A 12,095-nucleotide genomic window follows, 5' to 3' on the forward strand; every position below is an offset into this window, starting at 1 on the left:
ACCGCGAGCGGGGTGCGCTGGACCCTGCTCGGGGCGGTCACCTCGCTCGTGGTCCAGGTGCCATATGCGGCCGCCATGAGTCGGTTGCTCGAACCGAGCGACTTCGGACTGGTGGGGCTCGGAATTTTCATGATCCGCTTCGTGAGCTACTTCGCTCAGGGAGGACTGAACTCGGCGGTCACCCAGCGCGCGGTCCTGGAGGCCCGCGATGTCCGCGCCGCGGTGGCGTTCGGCATCGCGATGGGTGTCGGCGTGTACGCCGTCGCCTGGGCGATCACACCCCTTGCGGTCCAGGTGGTCAACGGCCCTCCCAAACTGATCGCGGTCTGCAGGGGGTTGGGACTGACCTTCGTGATCTCCGCCATCGGCTCGACCGCTACCGGACTGCTGCGCAGGGCCATGCGCTACCGCACGATCGCCCTGCTCGAATTCGGCTCCTATCTGTTCGGTTACTGCGGGCTTGGCGTGACCTCCGCGGTCATGGGCTGCGGGGTGTGGAGCCTGGTTTACGCGTCCGTCGCCCAGTGTGCCCTGATGGCGCTGGGCAGCTGCGCACTGGCCGGGCACGACCTGCGTCCGCTGTTCGACCTCCGGGCGATGAAAGAGGTCGGGTTGTTCGGAGTGAAGGTGTCCTTCGTCGGGTTCCTTGAGTTCCTGACCCTCGGCGGTGACAACGTCCTCATCGGCAGGTACGCGGGGATGGAAATGCTGGGGTATTACAACCGTGCCTGGCTTCTGGCAGCGCTGCCCCTGCACCAGGTGGCCATGTCGCTGAACAAGGTCCTGCTGCCGGCCTTCAGCAGCATCCAGGCTCAGGGCGCTCGGCTGAAGAGCGCATACACCGACAGCGTCGCGATGACCACCTTGCTGTTCCTGCCGATGGGAGCGGTCATCGCCGCAAGTTCCACGAACGCGATCCATGTTGTGCTCGGCGCAGACTGGGCGATCGCCGCCCACCTGGTACCCCCGCTTGCCGTCGTAGGCACGCTCAACGTCATCACCTACTTCCCGGCCGCGGTGGCGGAGGCGACCGGACGGGTGTGGCAGAAGGCAGCCATCGAGAGTCTGCACCTGATTACTCTCCTGGCGGGAGCCGGCGTTGTCATGCTGTCCGGTGCAGGGATTTTGGGCCTGGTCACGGCTGTGCTGGTGAGCAGACTGGTCCAGCACGCGGCGTACATCGTGTGGATCGGCAGGGTCCTTCCAGGCTCCCTGCGTCAGCTGGCGATCGCCTATGCGCAGTCATCAGCGGTCGCTCTTGTCATCTGGTCTGCCGTCACGACCGTTGGCCATCTGACCGCAGGAACCGTTCCGGCTTTGGCGGCATTGGCCGCCCAGCTCATCACAGCCGCGCTGCTGGGCGTCCTCGTGCTCGTGTACGGGCGGACACTCACAGGCATGCGAGTGGCGCACCAGCGTGCGCTCATTCCGTCGGTCTTGGGGTCACCGCGGCATCCCCGGAAAGAGCTGACAAACGCAGTACATCGAAAGGAATGACGATGCCATCGAACGGCTGGCTCGGTACCACGAGTCGGATCTGCATGCCCCGTCGCATCGGGTGGCGAGGTGCCGGTCTGGGCAACGAGATCTTCCCTTGGGCCAAGGCCTACCTCGCCAGCCGCGAGCTGGGTTTCAGGCTGGCACGGCCAGCCTGGGGGCTGAACCGTCGCGACTACCGACACGAGTTCGGGACCTCGCGCCTGGACTGGGTGGGGCACGCGGCCCTGCGGATGGCCATGCCGGTCGTCACGGTCACGGACGAGATGGTCCGCTCAACGGGAGAGACCGACTACGGCACCGCGATGCGGCTGCTCGACACCGAGTACAGGTGGTCTCAGCGGCGCTCACTCATCTTGCTGCACCAGGGCATGTCCGGTGGCCACCTCGGGATCGAACGGGCCCGCAACTACCTGCGCAACGAGCTGCTGGGCCACCTTCCGGAAGACGGTTGCCCGGAGGACTGGGGACCTGACGCCGGCCAGCTCCGCGTCGCCGTCCACATTCGGCTGGGTGACTTCAGCCAGCACTCGACCGGCCCCAAGCCCGGGGTCTTCAACAGGCGACTGCCCTTCGCCTGGTACCGATGGGTGCTTGACACTCTGCAAGGCCACTTCGGAGAAATGCTGCACGTCGACCTCGTGAGTGACGACCCCATCAAAGCTACCCGGATGCTCCCGGAGTGGAGCGGGTGCACCGCTCGCTCACGGACCATCCTCGAGGACCTCTCGATCATGGCTACAGCGGATCTGCTGGTCTGCTCGGTCTCCACGTTCTCCATGCTTGCGGCGTTCCTGTCCGACGCGCCCTATGTGTGGTACCGCCCGCACTTGCATGAGCAGGGCGGCTTCCTGAGCATTTGGGGGTATCCACCGGAGCAGCAGGGCAGGACCAGGGCGGACATCCGGCGTGAGCAGCAGATCGGCGGTCCTCTTCCCGCACGGGGGGTGGCGGTGGACGTTGATGGCGAACTCCCCTCCTGGCTGACGGGCTTCCTGATGACGAAGGCAGCCCTGAACAGGCGAAGCGCGGACCTCGTCCACTGCGGGGTCGTGCCGGAGCGTGATCCCCTCCTGACTGTGGACTGAGACGAAACCCAACCGTCAGTCCGCAGCCACCGTGGGGGCACGGACGAAAATGCCGTCGAACTGGAGCATCTCCCCGGTCTCGCGGTCGCTGAAGCCCGGCTCGATCGAGGCCAGACGCAGCCCCTGGCCGGTGATCAGCCCGATCGCCTCATCGAAGATCATCTGGCCCGAATACAGCGGCACCAGCGAGAGTTCGATCTGGAGGCCTCGGACCTGTCTCAGCAGCTCGGTAGCACCAAGCAGGACGTGCCGCTCGAACCCCTGCGCGTCGACTTTCAGCAAGGTACGCCCGTGGTGGCCGGGATAGCGGGTCATCACCTCGTCCAACCGCCGGACCTCGATGGTCTGCGTCCTGGTGTACTCCGAGCCCGGCGCCGCTCGCTGGTGCCGCTCCATCATCGGCAACAGCGACGAACTCACCGAGTTCCTGGACACGTTGATGGCGGCCCGCCTGGTCTCGTCGCCCAGCGCCAGCATTTCCGTATGCCACGCCGGGTCCTGCGCCGCCCGGCGTGCCAGCTCCTGGTAGGCGTCGACCAACGGCTCGAAGGAGATGATCTCCCCGGTGTAGCCGAACCGCCGCAGGTCTGCTCCATACTGCCCGGCGTTCGCACCAACATCGATCACCCGGGTGATGCGGTGGTGGCGCAGGATGCGAACCCGTTGCCGTCCTGGATACCGCACCAGCTCGGCTCCGGCGCACCGCAATGTGCGGTGAACGCCTCGTTTGATCAGCCGCGACGTGGTCGGCAGGGTCTGCAAGGCCATGGTGCACTCCCTTGGTTGGTCAGGTCGTCTCCAGTGGAGCATCCGATTCCGCTCACTGGAAGAAGTCCCCGATAGCAGTTCTCGTCAGGCCCATCGCCACTGCCCTGTCATGGTCGGACCACTCGTGGGCGGGGGATCGTCTCCTCCGAGAACACGTACTTTTAAGCTGGCATCCATCGAGGCGGCTCAGACTTCTGGCGGCCATACCAGCGTGGTCGGGTGAACTCGAGAGAGAGCGCCGGGATGGCCTGCGAGAGCCCTTGAAACACTTCATACTCGAAACCTCGACATCGATCTTACAGAGGCAGGCAAAGCCGAACGCGGCGAGGGAACGGCTGACGAATTCAGCGAACATCTAGGCGAGAACGTGGTTCGATTCAAGGTGCATGGTTGCCGTCCCTGGCTTCGCCGCCGGACTCGTGCGAACAAGGGTTACCTTCTCGTCGACGCCAAACCGTTTGGCGAGAGTAGTAGGCACAGCGGCCAAGGTCGACTGCGGCGACTTGCGCGCCGAACGCGAGGAACACCTCGGAAAGTTTCCCAATGGTTGGAAGAGAACTTCTCTTGGATCGATTTGGCAGGCGGAAGCACTCGCGCGTCGCACGATGTCCCTGAGCCCGCTCACGGCGGGATAAGTCAACATCAGAATTCCTATGCCTGGTGGGGACGGGGTCGACCGCCTTGGACTCGGTATGCGCGGGATTTCATCCGCCTACACGATCCGCGGACCCGGGGGACGGGCCTCGGGCAGCAAGAGGTCATCCCTGGCTCACCATTCGGCAGTAGGCCAGGTCATCCTGAGCGGGAATCAGCACCCAGTGGTCATCCGTTGGCGTGGTCCATCGTGCGGGTATTCCTCCGCTGCGGGTTCGGGCCCCTTGATGAAGATATCTGTCTGCCCCCAGCCCACCAACTGGGGAACAACGCCTCGGAAAGACAGCCTGGAGTATCCCTGCAGATCAGCCAGGGCTCGCGCATAGTTGGGGCGATCACCGTTGTCGACCACCAGCATTCCACCGGGCTTGAGTCTCGGCATCGCGTGGCTGATGCACGACGGACGTGCCCGCCCATCGACCAGCACGAGATCGAAGTGGCAGGGCGGGAAATCGTCAATCTCTGCCACGTAGCAACGGAAGCTGTATCCTTGATAGTTCATGTCCGACGACAAATACGATGCAGGGTCGTCGCAAGCGCCAGAAACAACGGCTTCCCGCCTGGGCGATGCCAGCCGATACTCGACCTTGGCCATGCCGGACAGTCTCAAGCGCAGCTTCTCGTACCAACGAACGTCATGTTCGACGCTCACGCACTCGGCGCCCCGCGTGATCCAATAGAGCGTAGATCCTCCGCTTCCGTATTCGAAGATACGTCGCCCCGCGAGCGGCTGCGCGTCCAGATATTCGATGGCGTCGAAGGTGAGCCACGGGGACGGCTTGCGCAGCAGGTACCCGGGGCGCATCGAGGAGATCCACCGCAGCGCGTGTCGGCGCTGGGGGCTGTGCCCGACCATCACACACGTAAAGAGGATCAGGCGGAAGACCTGATACACCAGTCGTGCGCATCGGACAAGAAATCTCGAGCGACCTGATCGATTGGACATGGGTTCTCCAACTCGTCGTCTCCCGTCGCAGCCGGGCAACGGCCTGCTGTTGACGGCTTCGGCAACCAGTCGCCGACACTCCTGTGCCACGCATCAGCCGCGGCCGTCGGGGCCGTCACCCCGCCACGGGCGGGCCTGCCCCGGTCGGAGCCATCGGAGGGCGGTTTTCGGGCGTGCAGCACGGTCATGCCAGTTCCAGCAAGGGAGAAGTGGCAGATACAGGAGAGGTGGTGGGCATACCGACTGGAGTGGCAAGCGCGGGGGTCAGAGCGGCGGTTTCGGCGTCGACCATCAGACGGGCCAGCTCCGGGGCGCGCACTGTCGGTTGCCAGCCCAGGACCCGCGCGGCCTTGGAGGCGTCACCGACAAGGTCGTCGACCTCGGCCGGGCGCAGGTAACGCTCGTCGAAGAGCACGTGATCGCGCCAGTCGAGGCCGACGTGGGCGAAGCAGTGCTCGACGAAGTCGCGCACGCTGTAGCTGACGCCCGTGGCGACCACGTAGTCGTCTGGGCCATCTTGTTGCAGCATCCGCCACATCCCCTCGACGTACTCGGCCGCGTAGCCCCAGTCACGCCGGGCGTCCAGATTGCCCAGGTACACCACGTCCTGCAGGCCCGCCTTGATACGTGCGGCCGCCATGGCCACCTTGCGGGTGACGAAGGTCGGGCCCCGGCGAGGGGACTCGTGGTTGAAGAGGATGCCGTTGACCGCGTACATCCCGTACGCCTCACGGTAGTTGCGTGTCGCCCAGTACGCGTAGACCTTGGCGACCCCGTACGGGGAACGGGGATGGAACGGAGTCTCCTCGTGCTGGGGTGGCGGCGAGGCACCGAACATCTCTGAGCTGGACGCCTGGTAGAACCGACAGGGAAGGCCCGTCGCCCTGATGGCTTCCAAGAGCCGCGTCGTTCCCAGCCCGGTGGAGTCCCCGGTGAACAGTGGTTCGTCGAACGACACCCGTACGTGCGATTGGGCGGCCAGGTGGTAGACCTCGTCGGGCTGCAACCGCTCGAGCAGACCCGCGATCCGGGTTCCGTCGGTCAAGTCGCCGTAGTGCAGGAAGAGACGCGCCTCGGGATCGTGAGGATCCCGGTAAAGATGTTCGACGCGTTGCGTGTTGAAGGTCGAGGCACGGCGAACGACTCCGTGCACCACGTATCCCTTCCCCAGCAGCAACTCCGCCAGGTAGGAGCCGTCCTGGCCGGTGATGCCGGTGATGAGCGCTGTCTTGACAGTCACACGCACTCCTTATGCAGGGTTCGGGTGAGCGGCGTACCCCTTGTCGAGCAGGCGGCCCGGGCACAACAACAGCCCACGATCCGCCACCACTTTCATATGAATTATCAATATATGTCGGATTTAGTCATTTGTATCGTAAGGTGACGGACACACTCACCGGATCCGATCGGGGACGGACACCTTGGACCTGCGCGACTACCTACGAGTCCTCTCTCGCCGTTGGCGTGCCATCGCCCTGCTGGCCCTGCTCGGAACGGCGGTCGGTGTGCTCATCACCCATAGGGCGACCCCCGATTACCGGGCCAGCGCGAAGCTCTTCGTCTCTGTGCGGGAGGGGTCCGACACGCTGCAGCTCGCTCAGGGGAACGTCTTCACCCAGGCCCGAGTTCAGTCGTACGCGGAGGTGGCGGCGAGTCCTTTGGTGACCCGGTACGTCGTGAGGACGCTGGGGCTCGACATGACACCGACTCAACTGAGCCGTCGCATCAGCGCGACCCCGCAGCCCGACACGGTGCTGATCCGCATCACTGTCACCGACACCCGTCCGAAGCGGGCTGCCCGCATCAGCAACGCTGTGGCCGAGCGCTTCGCCGAGGTGATCCGCGATCTCGAGCGGCCTGCCTACGCCGAAACGTCCCCGGTGCGGCTGAGCATCACCCAGCCGGCCTCTGTGCCCTCCGCGCCCTTTTCCCCACGCCCCGCCGTGAACGTCGCGCTCGGTCTGCTGGCCGGGCTGGCCCTCGGAGCGGGTCTCGCCGTGGCCAGGGAGTCGATGGATCGCTCGGTACGCAGCCTTCAGACTCTCACCGACCTCATGGCCGGGTTCGGCGGGCCTCCGGTGCTCGGCAGCGTCGCGCACGACCCGCGGGCGACCCGCCATCCCGTGGCGTTGCTCGACGACATGCACGGACTGCGCGCCGAGGGCTACCGGCGGCTGCGCACCAGCCTGCGGTTCGTGGACGTGGATCAGCCGCCCAAAGTGATCGCGGTAACCAGCCCGCTGCCTCGTGAGGGGAAGACCAGTGTCGCGATCAACCTGGCCGCGACACTGGCCCAGACCGGCGCCTCGGTGTGTCTGGTCGACGCCGACCTGCGCCGTCCTTCTATTGCCCACGTCATGGGGCTGGTACGGGACGCCGGGCTGACGACCGTGTTGATCGGCCAAGCCGAGGTGCACCAAGTGCTGCAGTCCGTGGGCTCCTTCTCGGTGCTTACCAGTGGCTCAGTGCCTCCCAACCCCACCGAGCTGCTGGGCAGCGCCCAGTCGAAGGCCGTTCTGCGCAGCCTCGCCGAGAAGTTCGACCACGTCGTGGTGGACACCGCGCCGGTGCTGCCGGTGGCGGACGCGTCCGTGATCGCCTCCATCGTGGACGGCTACCTGCTGGTTGTGCGGGCTTCACACACCAGCCGCGACCAGGTCGGCGCAGCCCTCCGCACGCTGCAGCACGTCGGTGCTTCCGTGCTCGGTACGGTCCTGAACATGACGTCGTCGAAGGAGGAGGGCACCACGTATGGCTATGCGTACGAATACCGGCCGCAGCGCCGGACCCGCCGTTTCTCCAAGCGACGCCGCGGCCTGTACGTGCCGCCCGTCGGTAGCGCCCCGGCCCTGCCGACTCCTGGCGGAGAACCAGATGTCCAGGCCACGGCCACGGTCCAGGCCACGGACGCGGCACTCGACGGCGAGACCCGCTCCATGACCGCCGACGGAAGCGCTCAGCGGTGAGCTCCCCTGCCTCCGCACGGTACGGGCACGTTCACCGCCCCCTCGACCGCTCCGCGCGCGTGTTCGTGGCCGGAAGCCGTGGACTCGTCGGCTCGGCGATGTGCCGGCGTCTGGAGCGGGAGGGCTTCACCGACGTGGTCGGACCCGGCTCCGCCCAACTGGACCTGCGCGAGCGCCGTGCCGTCCTCGACTGGTTCGCGGCCACCCGGCCGGATGTGGTGGTGCTGGCCGCCGCACGGGTGGGCGGGATCAAGGCGAATGCCACCTATCCCGCGGAGTTCCTGTCCGACAACCTGCGTATCCAGGTCAACGTGCTGGACGCGGCCCTGGAGCAGGGTGTGGAGCGGCTGCTGTTCCTGGGCTCCAGCTGCATCTATCCGAAGTTCGCCGAGCAACCCATTCGGGAGGAAGCGCTGCTGACAGGTGCGCTGGAGCCGACCAACGACGCCTACGCCATCGCCAAGATCGCCGGACTCCTGCAGGTACAGGCGGTACGGCGGCAGCACGGCCTCCCCTGGATCTCCGCCATGCCGACCAACCTGTACGGCCCCGGAGACAACTTCCATCCCGAGCACTCCCATGTCCTGCCGTCGCTGATCAGGCGCTTCCACGAGGCCCGAACGGCGGGGGCACGGCGAGTGGTGAACTGGGGTACCGGGACGCCCCGCCGGGAGTTCCTGCACGTGGACGATCTGGCTCGGGCATGTCAGCACCTGCTGGAGCACTACGACGCGGACGGGCCGGTGAATGTCGGCGCCGGCACGGACATGACGATCCGGGAGGCCGCTGAGCTGGTGGCAGAGGTCGTCGGCTACCAGGGGACCATCGAGTGGGACGCGGACCAGCCGGACGGCACCCCCCGCAAGCTTCTTGACGTCTCCAGGATCACCGCACTGGGGTGGGCCCCGCGGATCGCTCTGCGGGAGGGAATCGCTGAAGCACACGCCTGGTACGTGGAACACCGAGGTTCCGGTGCCCTGTGACACCGTTCGTGGACGGGGTCACCTGCTCCCGGTGGCTCACGGTGTTGTCGACCGCTACCACTCCGTGCGGGATGAGCACCCGCCGCAGCTGCGGCCGGTAGTGGCCGCATGACGACTGGCAAGACGGCGCGGACAGCTGTGGGGGCGCCGTGTGAGCGGACGGACACTGACCGCGGCGGCTTGCGAGGCCCCGCTCACCCAGGGCTACCGCTCGGGATGGCGAGTTCACGGCCGAGGTAGAAGCCTTCCCGCTCCTCGACGACGTACGGGGCCATGCCGGCGCGCCGCTGGGCCTCGGGCTCGGAGGTCCGCCAGGAGTCGCACGCCTCCTTGGAGTCCCAGAAGGACACGCCGGTGATCTCCTGTCCGTCCTCGGACCAGTAGGCCAAGGCGCGGCGCATACCCGGTGGGTGGGTGGCCGGCCGCCACGCCTTCTCGAAGTCCCCCAGGGTGCCCGGCCGAATGCGGCGCGTCGTCACCCAGACGAAGTGTTCCTCCATCGCGGCCTCCTCCGCTACGCCGGTTCGGCTCGTCGGCGCCACTTCGACCACCGTAGGTCCACAGCGCCGATCGCGCCTGCGCGGCAATCACCGCGTGACGGCGCCCGCAGGGAGGATTGAACGGGGCGTTCCTGCCTACTCGGCAGGCATGGCTCGGCCCAATGACGAGGTCGCGGCGCTGTTCCAGGAGTACGCGGACCTGATCTCGATCACCGGCGGAGACGCGTTCAGGGCGCGTGTCTACGAGAAGGCCGCCCGCTCGATCGGCGGCTACCACGCCGACGTGTCCGCCCTCGACGTCAAGGGCCTGCAGGAGATCCCCAACGTCGGCAAGTCGATCGCGGAGAAGGTCACCGAGTACCTCCGCAACGGCAGCGTGTCCGCGGTCGAGGAACTGCGGGCGAAGATCCCCGCCGGCGTCCGGCGGCTGACGGCCATCCCCATGCTCGGCCCGAAGAAGGCCTGCGTTTTGTACGAGGAGCTGGGCATCTCCTCGGTCGAGGAGCTCACCGACGCCATCCACGCGGAGCGGCTGCGCGATCTGAAGGGCTTCGGCCCCAAGACGGAGGAGAACATCCTCCACGGCATCGAACTCCTGCAGTCCTCCGGCGACCGTGTCCTGCTCGACGCCGCCATGGACCTCGCCGAGGACATCGTCGCCGAGCTGTCCCGGGTGACCGGCTGCCGCCGGTGCACGTACGCCGGGTCGCTGCGCCGCCTCCGTGAGACGGTCGGCGACATCGACGTGCTCGCCGCTGCCGGGAGTTCGTCCGCGTTGATGCAGGCGTTCACCGAGCTGCCGTACGTCTCGGAGGTCATCGCGCACGGCGAGAAGAAGACGTCGATCCGCACGACCAAGGGCCTCGCGGTCGACCTCCGTGTCGTACCGCAGGCCTCGTGGGGAGCGGCGCTGCAGTACTTCACCGGGTCCAAGGCGCACAACATCCGCACCCGCGAGCTCGCCGTGCACCAGAAGCTCAAGCTCTCCGAGTACGGGCTGTTCGACGCCGAGACCGGGAAGAAGATCGTCTCCAGGACGGAGGAGGACGTGTACGCCCGGCTGGGCCTGCCGTGGATCCCGCCGATGCTGCGCGAGGACCGCGGGGAGATCGAGGCCGGGCTGCGCGACGAGCTGCCCGACCTGGTCGAGGAGAAGGACCTCAGGGGCGACCTCCACACGCACACCGACCTCACCGACGGGCTCGCGCCGCTGGAGGAGATGGTCGCCGCGGCCGCCGAGCGCGGCTACGCCTACTACGCGATCACCGACCACGGGCCCAACCTGTACATGCAGCAGATGACCAAGGAACGGATACTGGCCCAGCGCGAGCGGGTACGGGAACTCGACGGCACGTACGGCAAGCGGGGCAAGCAGCGCGGTATGCGGCTGCTGCACGGTGTGGAGCTGAACATCGACCCGGACGGCGACGTCGACTGGCCCGAGGAGTTCCTGGACGGCTTCGACCTGTGCGTGGCCTCGGTGCACTCGCACTTCAACCAGGCCCGCAAGGCGCTGACCGGGCGGATCGTGCGGGCCTGCGAGAACCCGTACGTCAACATCATCGGCCATCCCACCACCCGCATCATCGGCAAGCGGCCGCCCATCGACGCCGACCTCGACGAGATCTTCGCCGCCTGCGCCCGCACCGGCACCGCGCTGGAGATCAACGCCCACCCCGACCGGCTGGACCTGCGCGACGAGGACATCCTGCGGGCCCGGCGACACGGGGTGAAGTTCGCCGTCGACAGCGACGCGCACTCCACCCTCCACCTGGCCGACATGCGCTACGGCGTGGGCACGGCGCAGCGCGGCTGGCTCACCAAGGACGACGTGATCAACACCTGGCCGGAGACCCGGCTGCGGCGCTTCCTGCGCAAGGGACGGGCCGACCGGAAGTCCCGCGGCTGACGGCCTCAGACGGCTTCGTAGCAGGCCGTCGGCTCAGGCTCAGGCATCCCGCCTGATCATGGTGTCCACCCAGCCCAGCGGATACGGCCCGGCCTCGTCCTCCGCGGGCGCCAGGGGCTCCCCTCCCGCCTCGTTGAAGGCGGTGAGCGCCTCGACGAGCGCGACCCGCTGCTTCGCGTCGAGCCGCTCGACGATCCCGGAGATCTCGGCGCGGCGCCGGGCCATGACCTCCGCGACGGTGCGCCGGCCCTCCTCGGTCAGCCGCAGCAGCGTCTCGCGGCGGTTGTCCGGGTTGGTCTGCCGTTCGGCGAGCCCGGCCGCGATGAGCCGGTCCACCATGCGCATCGCGGTGGACGGCGCCACCTGGAGCAGCTCGGCGAGTACGACCAGCTTGGCGACACCCCGGGTGGACAGCACCACCAGCATGCGGAACTGCGGCAGCGTCAGCCGTTCCTCGACCTCGGCGAGCGACCGGGCGGAGACGGCGACCAACAGCCGGGACGCCGTCAGCACCGCGCGGGTCACCGCGTCGACGTCGTTCACATCACCACTGGGGGAAGCACGGTCGGGCATACCGTCTTTCTATCGTGCCGAAGGCGTGCCCCGCCGCGTCGGACCGGTCGGCCCACTCTCTCTTGACCCGTCCTTGAACATTCCCGCGGCCCGGTCCGTACCTCCCCCTGCGTGCCGTGCCAGCCACACCAGGTGTCCACTCCTACCGTTCCTGTGGACTGAGCGAAAGTGAGCCCGCTCAGCCGCACGCCCCGAACGGTCTTGGGCGCTC

Annotated in this window: 10 protein-coding genes; 5 read left to right on the plus strand and 5 right to left on the minus strand. The window is 67.1% G+C overall.

Features of this window, described 5'->3' with window-relative positions; genetic code table 11:
* Nucleotides 1-12: 12 nt before the first annotated feature.
* Entirely contained in the window at nt 13-1,497 is a 1,485-nt protein-coding gene (locus tag F3T56_RS41680) for an oligosaccharide flippase family protein (RefSeq protein WP_172639401.1), read from the plus strand.
* Nucleotides 1,498-1,541: 44 nt separating this feature from the next.
* Entirely contained in the window at nt 1,542-2,585 is a 1,044-nt protein-coding gene (locus tag F3T56_RS41685) for an O-fucosyltransferase family protein (protein WP_149830695.1), read from the plus strand.
* 15 nt (nt 2,586-2,600) lie between these two features.
* On the opposite strand, the gene F3T56_RS41690 is transcribed toward F3T56_RS41685, so the two are convergent.
* The 3 genes from F3T56_RS41690 to gmd form a co-directional block, all read right to left on the minus strand.
* A complete protein-coding gene (locus tag F3T56_RS41690; protein ID WP_172639402.1) occupies nt 2,601-3,353 on the minus strand; it encodes an FkbM family methyltransferase in 753 nt (250 codons plus the stop codon).
* Nucleotides 3,354-4,161: 808 nt separating this feature from the next.
* Nucleotides 4,162-4,902 (minus strand): O-methyltransferase, encoded by a 741-nt coding sequence (locus tag F3T56_RS41695; protein ID WP_149830697.1) that lies wholly within the window; start codon nt 4,900-4,902, stop codon nt 4,162-4,164.
* 235 nt (nt 4,903-5,137) lie between these two features.
* Nucleotides 5,138-6,193, minus strand: coding sequence for a GDP-mannose 4,6-dehydratase (gmd, locus tag F3T56_RS41700; RefSeq protein WP_149830698.1), 1,056 nt, complete (start codon nt 6,191-6,193; stop codon nt 5,138-5,140).
* Between the two features lie 181 nt (nt 6,194-6,374).
* Here gmd and F3T56_RS41705 point away from each other — a divergent pair, with 181 nt between their 5' ends.
* Together F3T56_RS41705 and F3T56_RS41710 are read left to right on the plus strand one after the other, a co-directional pair.
* On the plus strand, nt 6,375-7,919 hold the full coding sequence (locus F3T56_RS41705; protein WP_246204441.1) for a tyrosine-protein kinase domain-containing protein: 1,545 nt from the start codon (nt 6,375-6,377) through the stop codon (nt 7,917-7,919).
* The gene (locus F3T56_RS41710; RefSeq protein WP_149830699.1) at nt 7,916-8,902 is read left to right on the plus strand and encodes a GDP-L-fucose synthase family protein; all 987 of its coding nucleotides are present in this window, start codon (nt 7,916-7,918) and stop codon (nt 8,900-8,902) included. The genes F3T56_RS41705 and F3T56_RS41710 overlap by 4 nt, the downstream gene beginning before the upstream one ends.
* A gap of 194 nt (nt 8,903-9,096) precedes the next feature.
* Here F3T56_RS41710 and F3T56_RS41715 read toward each other — a convergent pair whose 3' ends face one another.
* Complete coding sequence (locus tag F3T56_RS41715) at nt 9,097-9,402, minus strand: hypothetical protein (RefSeq protein WP_149830700.1); 306 nt, start codon at nt 9,400-9,402, stop codon at nt 9,097-9,099.
* Between the two features lie 148 nt (nt 9,403-9,550).
* On the opposite strand from F3T56_RS41715, the gene polX reads away from it, so the two are divergent.
* Nucleotides 9,551-11,311 (plus strand): DNA polymerase/3'-5' exonuclease PolX, encoded by a 1,761-nt coding sequence (gene polX / locus F3T56_RS41720; RefSeq protein WP_149830701.1) that lies wholly within the window; start codon nt 9,551-9,553, stop codon nt 11,309-11,311.
* Between the two features lie 39 nt (nt 11,312-11,350).
* Here the strand turns inward: polX and F3T56_RS41725 are convergent, their stop codons facing one another.
* Nucleotides 11,351-11,884, minus strand: a complete 534-nt coding sequence (locus F3T56_RS41725) for a MarR family winged helix-turn-helix transcriptional regulator (protein WP_149830702.1) — start codon at nt 11,882-11,884, stop codon at nt 11,351-11,353.
* Between the last annotated feature and the right edge of the window lie 211 nt (nt 11,885-12,095).

It is taken from the genome of Streptomyces tailanensis (assembly GCF_008386495.1).
In the GTDB taxonomy this organism is placed as follows: domain Bacteria; phylum Actinomycetota; class Actinomycetes; order Streptomycetales; family Streptomycetaceae; genus Streptomyces; species Streptomyces tailanensis.

Coding starts and splice junctions, on each gene's coding strand:
- F3T56_RS41690 (WP_172639402.1), bottom strand. CDS start 3,353: ATGGCCTTGCAGACCCTGCCGACCACGTCGCGGCTGATCAAACGAGGC.
- polX (WP_149830701.1), top strand. CDS start 9,551: ATGGCTCGGCCCAATGACGAGGTCGCGGCGCTGTTCCAGGAGTACGCG.
- F3T56_RS41685 (WP_149830695.1), top strand. CDS start 1,542: ATGCCCCGTCGCATCGGGTGGCGAGGTGCCGGTCTGGGCAACGAGATC.
- F3T56_RS41715 (WP_149830700.1), bottom strand. CDS start 9,402: ATGGAGGAACACTTCGTCTGGGTGACGACGCGCCGCATTCGGCCGGGC.
- F3T56_RS41725 (WP_149830702.1), bottom strand. CDS start 11,884: ATGCCCGACCGTGCTTCCCCCAGTGGTGATGTGAACGACGTCGACGCG.